This window comes from Pararoseomonas sp. SCSIO 73927 (assembly GCF_037040815.1).
Taxonomy (GTDB): Bacteria; Pseudomonadota; Alphaproteobacteria; order Acetobacterales; family Acetobacteraceae; genus Roseomonas.
Genome location: NZ_CP146232.1, coordinates 3,169,448 through 3,186,394, shown reverse-complemented (window position 1 = coordinate 3,186,394; position 16,947 = coordinate 3,169,448). Strand labels below are relative to the sequence as shown.

Annotated in this window: 18 protein-coding genes; 9 read left to right on the top strand and 9 right to left on the bottom strand. The window is 72.2% G+C overall.

Features of this window, described 5'->3' with window-relative positions:
- Positions 1 to 59: 59 nt before the first annotated feature.
- Genes VQH23_RS14845 through VQH23_RS14820 form a run of 6 tightly spaced genes read right to left on the bottom strand, consistent with a single transcriptional unit; the run spans position 60 to position 6,144 of the window.
- The gene (locus VQH23_RS14845) at positions 60 to 968 is read right to left on the bottom strand and encodes a glycosyl hydrolase (RefSeq protein WP_338661513.1); all 909 of its coding nucleotides are present in this window, start codon (positions 966 to 968) and stop codon (positions 60 to 62) included.
- Positions 965 to 1,735, bottom strand: coding sequence for a TIGR04290 family methyltransferase (locus tag VQH23_RS14840; RefSeq protein ID WP_338661512.1), 771 nt, complete (start codon positions 1,733 to 1,735; stop codon positions 965 to 967). The genes VQH23_RS14845 and VQH23_RS14840 overlap by 4 nt, the downstream gene beginning before the upstream one ends.
- Positions 1,732 to 2,847: a glycosyltransferase gene (locus VQH23_RS14835; RefSeq protein ID WP_338661511.1), complete on the bottom strand. Its 1,116-nt coding sequence runs from the start codon at positions 2,845 to 2,847 to the stop codon at positions 1,732 to 1,734. The genes VQH23_RS14840 and VQH23_RS14835 overlap by 4 nt, the downstream gene beginning before the upstream one ends.
- Entirely contained in the window at positions 2,844 to 3,956 is a 1,113-nt protein-coding gene (locus tag VQH23_RS14830) for a glycosyltransferase family 4 protein (protein ID WP_338661510.1), read from the bottom strand. The genes VQH23_RS14835 and VQH23_RS14830 overlap by 4 nt, the downstream gene beginning before the upstream one ends.
- The gene (locus tag VQH23_RS14825; protein ID WP_338661509.1) at positions 3,953 to 5,035 is read right to left on the bottom strand and encodes an SDR family NAD(P)-dependent oxidoreductase; all 1,083 of its coding nucleotides are present in this window, start codon (positions 5,033 to 5,035) and stop codon (positions 3,953 to 3,955) included. Before VQH23_RS14825 ends, VQH23_RS14830 begins: the two co-directional genes overlap by 4 nt.
- Positions 5,032 to 6,144, bottom strand: coding sequence for an NAD-dependent epimerase/dehydratase family protein (locus VQH23_RS14820; RefSeq protein ID WP_338661508.1), 1,113 nt, complete (start codon positions 6,142 to 6,144; stop codon positions 5,032 to 5,034). Before VQH23_RS14820 ends, VQH23_RS14825 begins: the two co-directional genes overlap by 4 nt.
- A gap of 347 nt (positions 6,145 to 6,491) precedes the next feature.
- Here VQH23_RS14820 and VQH23_RS14815 point away from each other — a divergent pair, with 347 nt between their 5' ends.
- From VQH23_RS14815 to VQH23_RS14795, 5 genes are read left to right on the top strand one after another with little or no spacing between them, the layout of a single operon-like run.
- Positions 6,492 to 7,571 (top strand): inositol-3-phosphate synthase, encoded by a 1,080-nt coding sequence (locus VQH23_RS14815; protein WP_338661507.1) that lies wholly within the window; start codon positions 6,492 to 6,494, stop codon positions 7,569 to 7,571.
- Positions 7,572 to 7,578: 7 nt separating this feature from the next.
- A complete protein-coding gene (locus tag VQH23_RS14810) occupies positions 7,579 to 8,178 on the top strand; it encodes a histidine phosphatase family protein (protein WP_338661506.1) in 600 nt (199 codons plus the stop codon).
- Positions 8,175 to 9,263 carry a glycosyltransferase gene (locus tag VQH23_RS14805; RefSeq protein WP_338661505.1) on the top strand — a complete coding sequence of 363 codons (1,089 nt, stop codon included), beginning with the start codon at positions 8,175 to 8,177 and terminating at the stop codon, positions 9,261 to 9,263. The genes VQH23_RS14810 and VQH23_RS14805 overlap by 4 nt, the downstream gene beginning before the upstream one ends.
- A complete protein-coding gene (locus VQH23_RS14800; protein WP_338661504.1) occupies positions 9,260 to 10,357 on the top strand; it encodes a glycosyltransferase in 1,098 nt (365 codons plus the stop codon). The genes VQH23_RS14805 and VQH23_RS14800 overlap by 4 nt, the downstream gene beginning before the upstream one ends.
- A 21-nt stretch (positions 10,358 to 10,378) precedes the next feature.
- Complete coding sequence (locus tag VQH23_RS14795; RefSeq protein WP_338661503.1) at positions 10,379 to 12,130, top strand: hypothetical protein; 1,752 nt, start codon at positions 10,379 to 10,381, stop codon at positions 12,128 to 12,130.
- A 22-nt stretch (positions 12,131 to 12,152) separates the two neighbouring features.
- On the opposite strand, the gene VQH23_RS14790 is transcribed toward VQH23_RS14795, so the two are convergent.
- Positions 12,153 to 12,530, bottom strand: a complete 378-nt coding sequence (locus VQH23_RS14790; protein WP_338661502.1) for a RidA family protein — start codon at positions 12,528 to 12,530, stop codon at positions 12,153 to 12,155.
- A gap of 218 nt (positions 12,531 to 12,748) precedes the next feature.
- On the opposite strand from VQH23_RS14790, the gene VQH23_RS14785 reads away from it, so the two are divergent.
- Positions 12,749 to 12,913 (top strand): hypothetical protein, encoded by a 165-nt coding sequence (locus VQH23_RS14785; protein ID WP_338661501.1) that lies wholly within the window; start codon positions 12,749 to 12,751, stop codon positions 12,911 to 12,913.
- A 63-nt stretch (positions 12,914 to 12,976) separates the two neighbouring features.
- A complete protein-coding gene (locus VQH23_RS14780) occupies positions 12,977 to 13,123 on the top strand; it encodes a hypothetical protein (RefSeq protein WP_338661500.1) in 147 nt (48 codons plus the stop codon).
- Positions 13,124 to 13,177: 54 nt separating this feature from the next.
- Here VQH23_RS14780 and VQH23_RS14775 read toward each other — a convergent pair whose 3' ends face one another.
- Complete coding sequence (locus tag VQH23_RS14775; RefSeq protein ID WP_338661499.1) at positions 13,178 to 14,134, bottom strand: acetyl-CoA carboxylase carboxyltransferase subunit alpha; 957 nt, start codon at positions 14,132 to 14,134, stop codon at positions 13,178 to 13,180.
- 168 nt (positions 14,135 to 14,302) lie between these two features.
- Here VQH23_RS14775 and VQH23_RS14770 point away from each other — a divergent pair, with 168 nt between their 5' ends.
- Positions 14,303 to 15,292 (top strand): tripartite tricarboxylate transporter substrate binding protein, encoded by a 990-nt coding sequence (locus VQH23_RS14770; RefSeq protein ID WP_338661498.1) that lies wholly within the window; start codon positions 14,303 to 14,305, stop codon positions 15,290 to 15,292.
- Positions 15,293 to 15,299: 7 nt separating this feature from the next.
- The gene (locus VQH23_RS14765; RefSeq protein WP_338661497.1) at positions 15,300 to 16,037 is read left to right on the top strand and encodes an SDR family oxidoreductase; all 738 of its coding nucleotides are present in this window, start codon (positions 15,300 to 15,302) and stop codon (positions 16,035 to 16,037) included.
- 17 nt (positions 16,038 to 16,054) lie between these two features.
- Here VQH23_RS14765 and VQH23_RS14760 read toward each other — a convergent pair whose 3' ends face one another.
- Entirely contained in the window at positions 16,055 to 16,942 is an 888-nt protein-coding gene (locus VQH23_RS14760; protein ID WP_338661496.1) for a tyrosine recombinase, read from the bottom strand.
- Positions 16,943 to 16,947: the final 5 nt, after the last annotated feature.

Genomic DNA, 16,947 nt, shown 5'->3' with positions numbered 1-16,947 from the left:
CAGCCTTGAAGAAAAAGATGAGGGGTCCGGGGGAGAATTCCTTCTCCCCCGGCCTTTTCTCAGGCCGCGACGCTCGCCTTGGCCGGGGCGTAGCGCCGGATCATGGAGGCGCAAAACTCCGCGAACTCCTCCGGCACCTGCGGCGCGCTGGTGTGGTGCGGGGCGATGCCCCGGTGCTCCGGCGTGAAGCAGAAGGTCACGGTCACGTCGAAATCCGCCAGCGCCTCCATCTGCCGATCGAACCAGTCCAGGGCGTTCGGCCGGAAGCTGTCCGCCCAGGAGAGGCCGGTGCGGAGATAGGTGACGCCGAGGCGCTTCATCCAGGCCACCGCATCGTCCAGACGCGGGTCCTCGAAGTGGAACCACTGGCACAGGCCCATGGCGGGTGCGTGCTTCGGGAAGTGCTCGATGGAGGGCTTGGGCGATCCGTCCTCGCGCAGCAGGCCCATGTAGAAATGGCGGTAGTAGGAGGAGCCCTCCGCCTCACGGTGGCGCGTGGTGGCGCCCCAGGACTGCGGCAGGTCGTACAGGCTGTACCAGTGAATGCGCGGCGCGCGGCCGATCAGCAGCTCCGCCGTGCGGTTCAGCCCGAAGACCTGCACCTCCTCCGCCCCGAAGGTGGAGATGCCGACCTCGCTAACCCAGATCGGCTTGTCCGTCACTGCGCGGATCTCGTCGATCTTCGCGGGCCACTCGTCGATCTTCCAGAGATTCCAGTCCAGCGGGAAGCCGTGCACGGCCACCACGTCGATCTCGTCCATGGCGCCGCGCATGGCCATGTTCTGGATGAAGGTGTGGTCGATGGGCGAGATGCCGCCGAGCACGCGCGGGATGGCGGGGTTCGCCTCCTTGATGGCGCGGCCGGCCAGCTTCACCATGTGGCCGAACTTCTCCCAGCCCGGATCGACCTCCGGGTCCCAGTGGGACTTGTTGTTCGGCTCGTTCCAGATCATCGCGGCTTCGATCATGCGCGCGGTCCCCTCACAGGATAGGCGGCGCCGGCGCCCCAGGGCGCTTCGGCGCGGCGGCAGAGATAGACCTCCTGCTCCGGGTGCTCGAGGATCGCGAAGCCGGCGGAGCGCAGCATCGCCTCCGCCGCCGCCGCGTTCGGCGCCCACCAGTTGGTCGGGTCGTTCGAGTAGCGCTTCTCGATGAAGTGCAGCTTCGGGTAGGCCGGCTCGTCGAAATGCGCCGTCTCGGTGAACGGGTAGTCGTCCTCCGGCACCATCGCCTCCGCCGCGCCGCGCTGCATGGACTGGAACAGCAGCAGGTCGCCCGCGACGTGCTCATGGATCAGGTCCAGCGCCAGTAGCGGGTGGCGCAGGTGATAGAGCACGCCCATGAAGATCACGAGGTCGAATCGCTCGCCCAGTGCGCCCACCTCATAGACGGAGAGGTTGCGGAACTCCGCCTCCAGCCCTGTCACCTCGGAGGCCAGCCGCGCCTGCGCCAGGTAGCGGTCGTCGCTGTCGATGCCCAGCACGCGCGCGGCCCCGCGCCGCTTCATCTCCAGGCTGTAGAAACCGGCGTTGCAGCCGATGTCCAGCACCGACTTCCCCGTCAGGTCCGCGGGAACGACGTGGGAGAAGTGCTTGAACTTGTTCTCGGGATAGCCCCAGAGAAAATGGTTCGGCGCGGTGCGAACGCCGCCCAGGTCCATGTCGTGGAACCACTCGCCCAGCGCTTCCACGCGGCGCCGGATCTCGTCCTGCGTCATCTTCAGCGCCGCGCTCACGCCGCATCCCCCAGCGGCCGCGGTGCGGCCCCGAGCTGCGCGAGGATCCCCAGCAACTCGTCCACGCGGTGCGCGCAGCTGTGGCCGGCGCGGATCGTCTCCAGACCGCTCCTTACCAGTGATGCGCGCAACGCCGAATCGTTCCGAAGGGCGGAGAGGTGGCGCACCATCTCCTCCTCATCCCCAGCCGTTAGGTAGTCCTGCCCGGGGCGGAACAGGTTCTCGGAATCTTGCCAGGGCGCGGAGACGAGCGGGATGCCGCAGGCCAGCGCCTCGAAGACGCGGATGGTGGGGATGCCCGGCAGCATCTGGACGTAGAAGCGCCGCGGCACGTGCACGGTGGCGAGGTGCCGCGCGAAGATCTCCGGCGCGCGGGCATTCGGCAGCCAGCCCCGGTAGTCCACGCCGTAGCGGGCCAGCGTCGCCAGCGCCTCCTCCGGATAGCGGACGCCGTAGATCTCCAGCGGCATCCCCACGCGCTGCGCGGGGCGGAACAGGAAGCTCTCCAGCTCCGCGCTGCGCTCGCCATCGCCCCAGTTGCCGATCCAGACCAGCCCCTCGCGCGGGCCTTCTTCCGCCGGCGGGTGGAACAGCCGAGTGTCTGCCGCCTCATGCCAAGTGAAGACGCGCCCGCCCCAACCCCAGCCACGATAGACCTCGGACAGGGTCTCCCCGAAGGCCAGCACGCCGTCATACCCGTCCAGGTCGAAGGTGCGGATCGCCTCCGGGTCGGAGACAGCGCGGTGATGCGTGTCGTGAAACAGCAGCGTGAAGCGCGCCCCGTTGCGGCGCAGGCGCCCGATGGCGGCGACGAGGGCGGGCTCGTTCCACTCATGGACGATCACCACGTCGGCGTCCGCCACCGCCTCCTCCGCCTCGGCGTCCGAGGTGAAGACGCGTGCGGACAGCTCCGGGTAGTTGGCGCGATAGGCCGCGAGGCCCGCCTCGCCATGGTCGCGCAGCAGGTTCTCCAGGCTCCAAGCGCCATGCGGCTCCAGCGCCAGCACCTCGTGCCCGCGCAGGGTCAACTCCCGCAGCACGCCGCGCAAGAAGTGCGCGTTGCCATGGTTCCAGCAGGAGGCAAGCGAGTGGGTGAGATAGACGAGCTTCAAGCAGCGATCCCCTGCGCCAGGACGCCCCGATACACCCCGAGCATGCCCTGCACCATCGCCTCCACCGTGTAACGCGACGCACGATCGCGCGCAGCGGCACCGAGCCGGGCGCGCTCCGCCGGGTTCACCGACAGCCGCTCGATCGCCTCCGCCGCCGCCTCCTCGTCCCGTGCCGGAACGAAGAGGGCCGTACCCTCCCACAACTCCCGGAGACCCGGAATGTCCGACAGGACAAGCGGGCAGCCCGCCTGCGCCGCTTCCGTCACGGCTAGGCCGAAAGGCTCGTACAGGGCGAGAGAAACATAGATCGGCCGGCAGGCCAGCAGCCCCGCCAGTTCCGCCCCGCCCAGCTGGCCGAGGGGGCGAAGGTGATGCGCTTCCACCCGCGCCCCGTTCGGGCCGGACAGATCGCCGGCGGCCAGGACGGGCAGGTCCAGCCGGGCGGCCGCACGGTCGAGGGTGCCGAGGTTCTTCCCCTCATCCCACAGCCGCCCCGCGGTCAGCGCGAAGAGCGGCGGTGCGTCCGGCGCGGGCTCCACCGCCGGCGCGGCGCGGCGGCCGTTGTAGACGGTGACGGGCGGCCTCGGCAGGCCGTACCGGCGCGCGGTGGCCTCCGCGAAGGCGCGGCTGGGCATCACCAGGGCCGAGGCGCCGAGCATGCCGCGCCGCACCAGATCCGTGCGCCAGGCGAAGTCCTCCGGCAGTTCCCCGCCCCGCACCGCGTCCCACCAGGTGGCGACGCAGGAATGGGAAACGGCCACCACCGGCACGGGAAAGGTGGCCCCCGCCGCATGGGCGGGGCTGTTGAGGTGAATCAGGTCCACCCCTTCCGTCCGCGCCAGCTCGGCGATCGCCGAGGCGGCGTCCAGAACCTCCCCGGGCGATGCGGCCAGCCAGTCCAGCGGAAGGTCGGTGATCCGGAGCCGGAGGCCCGGCACCGCGGCGGCGCGGGCCGCCAGCGCGGGCGCAGGAGCCGGACCGAGCACCGCCAGCACCACCTCGATGCCTTGCCCCGCCAGCCCCTCGGCCAGATCGAGCGCATAGGTCCAGACGCCGCCGGCGGCATCCGACGTCATCAGCAGCCGCATGCCCTTCGGCAGCGCCGTCACGCGCTGGCGGGCTCCGGCGCCACGCGCTCCTGCCGCAGCCACTGCGCGAGCGCCGCGACGCCCTCCCGCCAGGGCCGGGCCGGGCGCAGGCCCAGCTCGCGCGCCGCGCGGGCGGTGTCGGAGACGTAGTAGCGCTGGTCGCCCGCGCGCCAGTCGGAGTACTGCGTCTCCACCCTGCGGTTGGTCAGGTCCCCAATATGGGCGAGGAGCTGGCGCAGGCTGACCGCATTCGCCGGCCCACCACCGAGGTTGAAGGCCCGGCCGGACACGGCTCCGATGTTCCGCCACGCCGCGAGGTAGGCATCCACCGCGTCGCCCACATCCATCACGTCGCGCACCTGGTAGCCGTCGCCGTAGATGCTGATCGGCTCGCCCCGCAGCGCGCGCAGAAGGAAGTGCGCGACCCAGCCCTGGTCCTCCGTGCCCATCTGCCGCTGCCCGTAGATGCAGCTCATCCGCAGCACGGCCGTGGGCACGCCGAAGGAGCGGCCGAAATCCAGCACGTACTGGTCCGCCGCACCCTTGGAGCAGCCATAGGGCGTGTGGAAGTCCAGCGGCCGCTCCTCGCCGATGCCGTTCGCGCGCACGGAGGAGTCGGCGGGAACATAGGCCTGGTCCTCCAGCACGAACTCCAGGTCGGCGAGGTCGCCGTAGACCTTGTTCGTGCTGGCGAAGACCAGCGGCACCTGCCCGCCCCGCCGCCGAAGGGCGTCCAGCAGCGAGAAGGTGCCGCCGAGGTTGATGTCGAAATCCTCGCGCGGATCGACGAGGCTGGTGGTGACGGCCACCTGCGCCGCCATGTGGAACACGGCCGAGGCCTGCCCCGCCGCCGCCGCCAGCGCCGCCGAATCCCGCACATCCGCCGTGACGGAGGAGATGCGCCGGGGATGGCGCTCCTTCAGCCAGGCCAGGTTCGTCTCCACGCCGGGGCGGGAGAGCGCGTCGTAGATCAGGACGTCATGGCCCTCGGAGGCCAGCCGGTCCGCGAGGTTGGAACCGATGAAGCCCGCGCCGCCGGTGACGAGAACCGGCTGCCTGCCATTGATAGCCGGAGAGGACGGCGCCGCCCCCCCGCTCACGCCACCAGCCCCCGCAACTCCAGCTCGTTCCGCGCCTGGCTCACGCGGTCCTGCGCCTGCTGGCGGGCCACCCACTCCGCGAGCTCTCGGAGATCGGCGGTGAAGTCCAGGTGCTGCGTCTCGTAGCCCAGCTCCTGCCGGGCCTTGGTGATGTCGGGGATGTTGTGCCGGATGTCGCCCGCGCGGGTCTTGCCCGCGATCTCCGGCGCGATGTTCTTGCCCATGGCCCGCGCCAGGTCCGCCGCCACGTCCTGCACCGTGCGGTCGACGCCGCTGGCGATGTTGTAGACCCCGCCCGCCGCCTCCGGCCGGTCGAGCGCGAGGAGGAAGGCCCGCGCCACGTCCTGCACGTGCACGAAGTCGCGCCGCTGCAGCCCGTCCTCGAAGATCATCGGCGGCTGGTCGTTCTGCAGCCGCGCCGCGAAGATCGCGAGCACGCCGGTATAGGGGTTCGAGAGCGCCTGCCCCGCCCCGTACACGTTCCACAGCCGCAGCGCGACGCCCTCCATCCCGTAGGTGGGGGCCACGGTCAGCGTCAGCCGCTCCTGCACGTACTTGCTGATGGCGTAGACGGAAGCGAGATTCGTCCGCTTCCACTCCGGCGTCGGCACCGGCACCATCGGCCGGCCCTTCTCATCCGTCGGGTCCCAGGGGGCATCCGGGCCGCTGCGGGGGCGGCGCACCGCGTCCTCCACCAAATTGCCGTCGGCGTCGCGGTACAGCCCCTCGCCGTAGACGGACATGGAGGAGGCGACGACGAAGCGCTTCACCGGGTTGTCGATCAGCGCCTGGAACAGCACCGCCGTGCCGTGGTCGTTGACGGAGACGTAGCGGTCGATCGCGTACATGCTCTGCCCGACGCCGACCTCGGCCGCGAGGTGGACCACCTTGTCCACGCCCTTCAGCGCCCGCGCCACGGCCTCGGGATCGCGCACGTCGCCGCGCACCACCTCCACCTCGGAATCCAGCCCGTCCGCGCCGCGATCCGCGTGGACCTGCTCGATGAAGCTATCGAGGATTCGCACATGGTCGCCGCGGTCCAGCAGCGCGCGCGACACGTACCGGCCGATGAAGCCCGCACCACCGGTGATCAGGATCGATTCCGCCAAGCCCAAATCCTCCGGCCGTTTGCCGCGCCCAGTGCAAAAAATGGGGTGCGGAACGGGCAGGGGTGCTTCCGTATCCGCGATCCGCACTCCCTCGCGGCGCTCTGGAACCCTTACCCCCTTCATCATGTAAGTAGAAGGCCAGGAAAGCGATCACATTTTCTTGTAACGCGTCAGTGATCCCGCGGCCAGGGAGGGTGGCATTGATCCATGATCCGTGGCCCAGCTAAGTTGATCCTCAGCGCGCGCCTCCCGGGGAGGCCGAGGTAAGGCGGGGGTTTTAGGATTTTGGTCTGTTACTCTGGATGCACCCGCCGTAGACCAGCCATCGGCATGGGGCACCGCGCGCCATGACCCGTCGCCCCGTCCGCGTCGCTGTCGTCGGGGTAGGCAACTGCGCCTCCTCCTTCGTGCAGGGCCTTTCCTACTATCGCGATGCCGCCTCGAACGAGCCCGTGCCGGGGCTGATGAACGTCGAGCTCGGCGGCTACCACGTCCGCGACATCGAGATCGCGGCCGCCTTCGACGTGAACGCGAAGAAGGTCGGGCGGGACGTGGCCGACGCCATCCTGGCCAAGCCGAACAACACCCAGATTTTCGCGGAAGTTCCGCGCACAGGCGTGACTGTGCGCCGCGGCCCGACGCTGGACGGCATCGGCCGCTACCTCGGCGGCGAGATCGCGGAGTCAGACGAGCCGGTGGCCGACGTGGCCGCGGCGCTCGAGGAGGCGGGCGCGGAGGTGCTCGTCTCCTACCTGCCCGTCGGTTCGCAGAAAGCCACCGAGTTCTACGCGGAGCAGGCGCTGAAGGCCGGCTGCGCCTTCGTCAACTGCATCCCCGTCTTCGTCGCCTCCAACCCGGAATGGCAGAAGCGGTTCGAGGCGAAGAACCTTCCCATCATCGGCGACGACATCAAGAGCCAGGTGGGCGCTACCATCGTCCACCGCGTGCTGGCCAACCTGTTCAAGGAGCGCGGGGTGCGGCTGGACCGCACCTACCAGCTGAACTTCGGCGGCAACGCCGACTTCCTGAACATGCTGGAGCGCGAGCGGCTGGAATCGAAGAAGATCTCCAAGACCCAGGCCGTGACGAGCCAGTTCGACGTGCCCTTGCCCGCCGAGAACGTGCATGTCGGCCCCAGCGACCATGTGCCCTGGCTGACCGACCGCAAATGGGCGCAGATCCGGCTGGAGGGCACGGGCTTCGGCGGCATGCCGCTGAACGTCGAGCTGAAGCTGGAGGTGTGGGATTCGCCCAACTCCGCCGGCGTGGTGATCGACGCCGTGCGCTGCGCCCGGATCGGGCTGGACCGCGGCGTCGGCGGCGCGCTGATCGGCCCCTCCTCCTACTTCATGAAGTCCCCGCCGCAGCAGTTCGACGATAGCGAGGCGCGCGCCCGCGTGCAGCGCTTCGTGGCCGGCGAGAGCTAGGGCGGGCGTGGCCGCCACGCTCCTCCTGCTGCGCCACGCCGCGCATGACCGCGTTGGCAGCACCCTCTGCGGCCGGATGCCGGGCGTGACCCTCGGGGAGACCGGGCGCGCCCAGGCGGCCGCGCTGGCCGGGCATCTGGGGCGCGCCGGCATCGAGGCCGTCCATTCCAGCCCGATGGAGCGCGCGCGGGAAACGGCGGCGCCGGTCGCCTCGCGCCTCGGGCTGGATGTCCGCACGGACGAGACCTTCACGGAGATCGACTTCGGTGCCTGGACCGGCCGCAGCTTCGACTCCCTGCATGACGATCCGGACTGGGCGCGCTGGAACACGCAGCGCGCTACCGCCGCCACACCGGGCGGCGAGACCATGGCCGGGGCGCAGGCCCGCGCCGTGGCCGGCGCGGAGCGCCTGCGCGCGGCGAACCCGGAGGGCCGGATCGCCGTGGTCAGCCATGCCGACGTCATCAAGGCCGTGCTAGCGCACTTCCTGCGCCTGAGCCTGGACCAGATCCATCGTTTCGAGATCGCCCCCGCCTCCATCAGCGCGATCGCGCTGTGGGACGGGGACGGAAAGGTGCTGAGTATGAACGAGGTGGTGCCCGCATGAGGATCGCCTTCTACGGATCGAGCCTCCTCTCCTCCTACTGGAACGGGGCGGCAACCTATTACCGGGGCATGCTGCGCGACCTCGCCGCGCGCGGACACCATGTCACCTTCTACGAGCCGGACGCCTTCGACCGGCAGAAGAACCGCGACATCGAGCCGCCGGAATGGGCGGAGGTGCGCGTCTACGACGCCACCGAGGACGCGCTGCGCGCCGTGATGGCGGAGGCCGCGCGCGCCGACGTGGTGGTGAAGGCCAGCGGCGTCGGCGTCTTCGACGACGAGCTGATCGGCGGCGTGATGAAGGCCGCGCGCCCAGACGCCATCCGCATCTTCTGGGACGTGGACGCGCCCGCGACGCTCGCCGAGATCACGCCGGCCCCGGATCATGCCCTGCGCCGCGCACTGCCCGGGCTCGATTACGTCCTCACCTATGGCGGCGGCCCGCCCGTCATCGCGGCCTATGAGGGCCTCGGCGCCCGGCGCTGCATCCCCATCTACAACGCGCTGGACCCGGAGACGCACCACCCCGTTCCGCCCGATCCGCGCTTCGCGGGCGACCTGAACTTCCTCGCCAACCGCCTGCCGGACCGCGAGGCGCGCGTGGAACAGTTTTTCCTCGACGCCGCCGCGCGCCTACAGGACCGCAAGTTCCTCCTCGGCGGCAATGGCTGGCACGACAAGCCCATGCCGGCGAACGTGCGGCAGATCGGCCATGTCGGCACGCGCGACCACAACGCCTTCAACACCTCCTCGCTCTCGGTCCTGAACGTGGCGCGGGACAGCATGGCGCAGGTCGGCTACTCCCCCGCCACCCGCGTCTTCGAGGCCGCCGGCGCCGGTGCCTGCCTCATCACCGATGCCTGGGTGGGCCTGGAGCTCTTCCTGAAGGAGGGCGAGGAGGTGCTGGTCGCGCGCGATGGCGCCGATGTCGCCGAGCACGTCCGCAGCCTGACGCCGGAGCGCGCGAAGGCGATCGGCGAGGCGGCGCGGGCCCGCATCCTGGCGGGACACACCTACACCCGCCGCGGCGCCGAGGTGGACGCGCTTCTGCGCGACACCGCCGCGCGGAAGCGGAGCGCGGCGTGAGCGCCCCGCTGCGCCTGGTGGTGCTGGGCCTCAGCCTCTCCTCTTCCTGGGGCAACGGCCACGCCACCACCTTCCGCGCCCTGCTCCGCGCCTTCGCCGCGCGCGGGCACGACATCCTGTTCCTGGAACGGGACGTGCCCTGGTACGCGCGGCACCGCGACATGCCGGAGCCGGATTTCTGCCGCCTCGCCCTCTACCCCGATCTCGGCGCGCTGGAATCCTGGCGCCCGGCGATCGCGGGGGCGGATGCGGTGATCGTCGGCTCCTACGTGCCGGAAGGGGTTGCGGTCGGGCGCATGGTGCAGGCCACCGCCCGCGGCGCCACCGCCTTCTACGACATCGACACGCCCGTCACGCTCGCGAAGTTGGAGCGCGGGGACGAGGAGTACCTCTCCCCCGCCCTCATCCCGGGCTACGACGTCTATCTCTCCTTCACCGGCGGCCCGACCCTGCAGCGGATCGAGCGGGGATACGGCTCCCCCGCCGCGCGCCAGCTCTACTGCTCCGTGGACGAGGCCGCGTACCAGCCGATGGACCTGCCGCCGCGCTGGGACCTCAGCTATCTCGGCACCTACAGCCCGGACCGGCAGCCCACGCTGGAGCGGCTGCTGATCGAGCCCGCCCGCCGCGCGCCGGAACTGCGCTTCGCCGTCGCCGGCCCCCAATACCCCGATGACATCGACTGGCCCGCGAATGTGGAGCGCATCGACCACGTCCCGCCCGCCGACCATCCCGAATTCTACGCCAGCAGCCGCTTCACCCTGAACGTGACGCGCGCAGACATGATCCGCGCGGGCTACAGCCCGAGCGTCCGCCTCTTCGAGACCGGCGCCTGCGGGGTGCCCATCATCTCCGACACCTGGGACGGCATCGACACGCTCCTGCAGCCCGGCAGCGAGATCCTGCTCGCCGAGGGGCCGGAGGAGGTGCTGCACGCGCTGCAGGACATGCCGGAGGAGCGTCGCCGCACGATGGGCCGCGCCCTCCGCGCCCGCGTGCTGGACGAGCACACGGCGTCCCATCGCGCGGCCGAGTTGGAAGGGCACCTGCGGGAGGCGATCGCCCGGCGGGCGGAGGAGCGCGTCGCCTCCTGAGGCCGGCGCTGTGATCGTCCCATGATCGTCTACGGCGACGCGCCCCGGCGCGAGGACCCGCGCGCGAAGCTGGCGGCCCTGGCGGACGCCCTGCGGAATCTCCCGGCGCGGCCGCCCGGACTTTCCCGGCACGCCGCCCTGGTCGGCGCGCTGATTGAAACGGGGGAGGTCGCCCAGGCCCTGGCCGACGCCGCCTTCGCCGAACGCGGCCAGGACGCCCCCTCCCCCACCGGCGACGCCGCGATGGCCCTGCTGATGGCGCTGGCACGCAGCGCCTGGCTGTCCTGGCAATCCGGCCTCGCCCGGATCGGCCCGGTGCCGGAGGCCGAGATCGCCGCCCTTCTCGCCCAGCCGATGCCGGCGGTGGTCGAGCCACGGCGGGCGGAGGGCTTCGCCTACTACGCCCTCTACCCCGAGGCCTACGGCCTGGCCGCGGCCGCCCTGCCCGCCTCCCCGCGGGTGATCGGCCTGCGCTCCATCGGCACGACCCTGGCCGCGGTCGTGGCTGCCGCGCGCGGCGCGGAGGCGCCGGCTACGGTACGGCCGGTCGGGCATCCGTTCCGGCGCGAACTGGCCCTGGACCGCGGCCTCGCCGCTGCCTTGCTGGCTGGTGGGAGCCCCTCATACGCCGTCGTAGATGAAGGGCCGGGCCTATCCGGCAGCAGCTTCGGCGCCGCGATGGACTTCCTCCAGCGCGGCGGCGTGGACCTCTCCCGCATCCACCTCCTCCCCGGCCACGCCGGCGCGCCGGGGCCCGAGGCGGGGGAGGCCGCGCGGGCGCGCTGGGACCGCGTGGCGCGCCACCCCGCCTCCTTCGAGGATCTTCTCCTCCACACGCCGCGCCCGGAGCACCGCCTGGAGGAATGGGCCGCCGCCCTCCTCGGCCCCGCCGAGGCGCCGATGGAGGAGATTTCCGGCGGCGCCTGGCGCGCCCGCCGCTTCTCCTCGGAGGCTGAGTGGCCGCCCATCCACCCCTTCATGGAACGGCGCAAATTCCTGTTTCGCGCGCGCGCCGGCACCTGGCTGCTGAAGTTCGCCGGCCTCGGCCGCCACGGGGAGGCAGTCCTGGCCCGCGCCCGCCACCTGCACGACGCCGGCCTCACGCCGGAGCCCGCCGGCCTCCTCCACGGCTTCCTGGCGGAGCGCTGGATGGAGGAGGCCCGCCCCCTCGACCCCACCCGGGCGGATCGTCGCGCGCTCCTCGCGCATCTCGGCCGCTATCTCGGCTTCCGCGCGCGGACCATGCCGGCGGAGGCGGGCGCGGGGGCGGAGGCGCTGCTCGCCATGGCGCGCCAGAACACGGCCGAGGCCCTGGGCGAGGTCGCTGCCGCCCGGCTGGACCGCTGGAAGCCCCATCTTCCCGCCCTGGACGCCGCAACGCGACCGGTCTGGACGGATAATCGCCTGCACGCCTGGGAATGGCTCCTCCTCCCTGGCGGGCGGCTGCTGAAGGCCGACGCCGTGGATCACGCCGCGGCGCACGACCTGATCGGGACCCAGGACATCGCCTGGGACGTGGCCGGCGGTGCCGTGGAGATGGGCCTGACCGGCCCCGAGAGGGACGCGCTGGCCGCCGCCGTGGGCCTGGAGGCCGGGCGGTCCGTGAACCCTGCCCTGCTGAGCTTCCTGACGTCCTGCTACCTCGCCTTCCAGCTCGGCTACCACGCCATGGCCGCGGACGCGCTGGGCTGGAGCCCGCCCGAGGCCGGGCGCGCCCGCGCCGCCGCCAGCCGCTACGCCGAGGGGCTGGACCGGGCGCTGGCGCAGGGCTAGCGCCCGGGCCCCGGGGGCGGCCCTACCCGAGCTGTGCCGTCGCGATCAGCTCGATCCGCATGCCCGGCGCCAGCAGCTCCTTCACCACCACCGTCGCCCGGCAGGGGTAGGGCTCGGCGAAGAACTCCCGGTACACGGCGTTCATCCCCGCGGCGTCGGAGGCCTCGGTCAGGTAGATCTGGCAGAGCATCACGTCCGCCAGCGTCCCACCCGCCGCCTCTACCGCCATGCGCAGGTTCTCCAGCGCGCGCCGGGTCTGCACGGCGATGTCGCCCTCCACGATGGTGCCGGTCACCGGGTCCTTCGGCACCTGCGCGGTGATGACGAGGCCGCCCTTCCGCACCGTGCCGCTGATCGGCCCCTTGGACCGGATGATGCCCGTCTCGACGGCCTCGAACATTCGCATTCCCCTTCACCGGTTGAGCGCGGGCCGCGCGATGGCGCCGCCGCAAGGTCCGGCCCTGCCCCGACGGCCGCCCCCGACTCGACCGGCGCCGCCCAGCCGGCCACATGCACCACCGCGCCCCTTTCCAGAACCCTCCCGCACGGGTCGCGCAGCCCGTCGGGAACCCTTACGCTGCGGCAGCGTTGGCGCCTCGACAACTCCAGGAGGAACGGATGAGCGATTCGAACCGGGGCTTCCGCTCCACCGCCCTGCTCACCGCCGGCACCCTCGTCCTCGCCGGGCTCGCGGCATGCGCGCCGGTGGGGCCCGGCCCCTACCAGCAGCAGGCCAACTACGCCGGCTACGCCTGCCAGCAGGGCAACACGCAGGCCTGCTAAGACTACCAGGCGCTGGCCCCCGCCGCGAACGCCGAGGCGGCCCAGGCACAGCAGAACGCCGCCGTGGGCACGGCCTTGGCGGCGGGCGCGGTGGGCGCCATCGCGGGCGCCGCGATCGCCAGCAGCTCGCGCCGGAGCTACCGGCACCGCGGCTACTACCGGGATCGCGGTTACTACCGCGGCGGGCGGCACTATCACCGCGGCTGGTAACGCCCCGGGCTGAACTGGCCCGGCCCGGACAGGGCCGGCGCCAGACGGCCGCCGTTAGACTAGGCCGGTGCGGCCCATCTCCAAGAACTTCTCCCGGCGCCGCGCCCGCAGCGTGGCCCCGTCGAGCGCGAGCAGCGGCTCTAGGCACGCCTCGATGCGGTCGCCCACCGCCGCCACCATCCCCGCCGGGTCGCGCTGCGCCCCGCCCATCGGCTCCGGCACCACGCTGTCCACGAGGTTCAGGCGCTTCAGGTCCTCCGCCGTCAAACGCAGGGCCTCGGCCGCCGTGGAAGCCTGGGCGGCGTCGCGCCACAGGATGCTGGCGCAGCCCTCGGGGCTGATCACGCTGTAGATGGAGTGCTCCAGCATCATCACCCGGTCCGCCGAGGCGATGGCGATGGCCCCGCCCGAGCCGCCCTCCCCGATGATGGTGGCGATGAAGGGCACCGGCGCCTCCAGCCCCGCCTCGATGGAGCGCGCGATGGCCTCCGCCTGGCCGCGCGCCTCCGCCTCCACGCCGGGGAAGGCGCCGGCGGTGTCGACGAAGGTCAGGATCGGCAGGTTGAAGCGCCCGGCCAGCTCCATCAGGCGGCGGGCCTTGCGGTAGCCCTCTGGCCGGGGACTGCCGAAATTGTGCTGGATCCGGCTCTCCGTGTCCGTGCCCTTCTCGATACCCAGCACCATCACGTTGCGCCCGCGGAAGCGCCCCAGGCCGCCCACCATCGCCTGGTCGTCCGCGAAGGCGCGGTCACCGGCCAGCGGCGTGAAGTCCTCGATCAGCCCGGCGATATAGGCCAGGCATTTCGGCCGGTCCGGATGCCGCGCCACCTGCGCCTTCTGCCAGGGGGTGAGCTTGGCGTAGGTGGCCGCCAGCAGCTTCTCCGCCTTGTCCCGCAGCTTGCCGATCTCGTCGGCCACGTCGATGCCGCCGGCATCGGTCGTGCGCCGCAGCTCCTCGATCTGGCCTTCCAGCTCGGCAAGGGGTTTCTCGAAGTCGAGGAAATGGCGCATCCAGGGGTCCGGTCCGAGGGCGCGGGGGGGATAGCAGGGGGTGGTCCGGGGGAAAAGGGCCGGGCACCCGGAGGGCGCCGGCACATGTCCTTGCCGCCATCCGCGCGGCGGCCCTAGGCTTCCGTCCAACCGCCGGCACGACACGGCGGATTTCCGGAGGACCGTCCCGTGACGCAAGCGACCCGGCGCGCCCTGCTCGGCGCGGCCCTGGCCTCACCCCTCGTCCTGCCCCGCGCGGCGCGGGGCCAGGGAGGCTTCCCCGACCGCCCGATCCGCGTCGTCGTCCCCTTCTCCGCCGGGGGCACCACCGACATGCTCGCCCGCGTCTTCGCCCAGCGCATGAGCGAGGGGCTGGGGCAGCCCGTGGTGGTGGAGAACCGCGGCGGCGCTGGCGGCTCGGTCGGCGCGGACGTCGTCGCGAAGGCGGCGCCGGACGGCTACACCCTCCTCTTCCACAACCTGACCTTCACCTCGACCACCGCGGCCCTGCAGCTGGCCAACCGCGCCCCGCACGACATTGAGCGCGACTTCGCCCCCGTCTCCCTCGCGGTGAACGTGCCGATGCTCCTCGTCGCGTCGCAGTCCGTGCCGGCCAAGGACCTGAAGGAGTTCGTCGCCTTCGCCAGGTCGCAGCCGGCCGGGCTTTTCTACGGCTCCACCGGCCCCGGCAGCATCATGAACCTGGCGGGCGAGGTGCTGAAGCGGGACGCCGCCATCAGCATGGAGCACGTCCCCTTCCGCGGCGCCGCGCCGCTGGTGCAGGAGATGGTGGCGGGCCGCATCCAGTTCGGCGGCGACCAGCTCTCCACCGCCCTGTCGCATGTCCGGGGCGGGGCGCTGAAGCCCATGGCGACGCTCGCCGCCCAGCGCTCCTCCGCGCTGCCGGACGTGCCCACGGTGCGGGAGCAGGGGTTCCCCAACATGGAGCTGCGCGGCTGGAACGGCTTCTTCGCCCCCGCCCGCACGCCGGAGGCCGTCATCGCCCGCCTGCAAACCGAGATCGCCGCGGCGGCCGCCCATCCCGAGATCCGGCGCCGCCTGGCGGAAGTGGGGGCGGAACCCGTGGGATCGCCCCCCGCGGAACTGCGCCAGGCCGTCGCGGAGCAGGTCGCGCAGGTCCGGCCGCTGATCGCGGAACTCCGGCTGCAGGTGGAATAGGGTGGGCGTGATCGTCATCACCGGGTCCGGCCGCGGCATCGGCGCCGCCGCCGCCCGGCTCGCGGCCCGGCGCGGCCACGCCGTCGTGGTGAACTTCGCCGAGCGGGAGGACCGGGCCCGCGCGGTGGTGCGCGAGATCCTGGACGGCAGCGGGCGCGCCATCGCGGTGCGGGCCGACGTCTCGCGGGAGGCGGAGGTGAACACCCTCTTCGCCGAGGCGGACCGGGCCTTCGGGCCGCTGACGGGACTGGTGAACAACGCCGGCATCACCGGCCCGGCCACCCGGACGGAGGGTTACGACGCGGCGACCATCCGCCGCGTGCTGGAGGTGAACGTCACCGCCACCTTCCTCTGCACCCAGGCGGCGGTGCGGCGCATGTCCACCAAGCACGGCGGCGCCGGCGGCGCGATCGTGAACCTCTCCTCCATCGCAGCGACCAATGGCGGCGGCGGGCAGTGGACGGCCTATGCGGCGGCTAAGGGCGCGGTGAACAGCCTCACCGTCGGCCTGGCGCGGGAACTGGGGCCAGAGGGCATCCGGGTGAACGCGGTCCTGCCCGGACTGATCGACACGGAGATCCACGCCGCCGCCGGGCTTGGGGACCGCCTGGCGACGATGGGCCCCTCGATCCCCATGGGGCGCGTGGGCACGGCGGAGGAGGTCGCGGAGGCCATCCTCTGGCTGCTCTCCGGCGAGGCCGCCTACCTGACAGGCGCGCTGATCCCGATAGCCGGGGGTCGATAGGGCGGCCGGTAAGGCCCTCAGGCCCCGCGCGCCAGCGGGTGGTGCGCCTCCACCAGCGCGCGCAGCCGCTCCTCCAGCACATGGGTATAGATCTGGGTGGTCGCGATGTCCGCGTGCCCCAGCAGCACCTGCAGGCTGCGCAGATCCGCCCCCCGCCCGAGCAGGTGCGAGGCGAAGGAGTGGCGCAGCACGTGCGGCGAGACCCGCTCCGGATCGATCCCCGCCGCCAGCGCCGCCTCCCGCAGCAGGTTGTTCAGCGTCTGACGCGTCAGGTGCCCGGAAGCCCCGCGCGATGGAAACAACCAGCGCGATCCTTCTGGGGCGCCCTCTCGCGCGGCCAGCGCCGCCTCCCGCGCGCGGGCGCTGATCGGCACCAGCCGCTCCTTGCCCCCCTTGCCGCGCACCGTCACCAGCGGGCTGTCCGCCCGCATCGCGGCCGCCGGCAGTTCCACCAGCTCGCTCGCGCGCAGGCCGGAGCAGTAGAGGAGCTCGCACACGGCTACGGCCAGCGCCGCCCGCCGCTCCGGCAGGCGCCCGGCGGCGGCGATCAGCGCCTCTACCTCCGCCTCCCGCAGCGGGCGGGGCAGCAGGGCGGGCTTGCGCGGGCTGTCCAGCGCCTCCGTCGGGTCGTCCGCCCGCACGCCCTCCCGCGCCAGGAAGCGGTGGAACTGCCGCAGGGCGGAGAGGCGCCGGGCGGCGGTGCGGGGGGAGAGCCCGGCATCCGTCAGCCCGGTCACGTAGCGCCGCAGCGTCTCCGCGCTCATCGCCCCAGGCGCCTCGCCCGCCTTGCGGGAGGCGAAACCGGCGGCGTCCTCCAGGTCGGCCTGATAGGCGGCCAGGGTGTTGCGCGCGGCCCCGCGCTCCGCCGCCAGCATCTCGAGGAAAGCCTCGACGTGCCGGTCCATGCCGC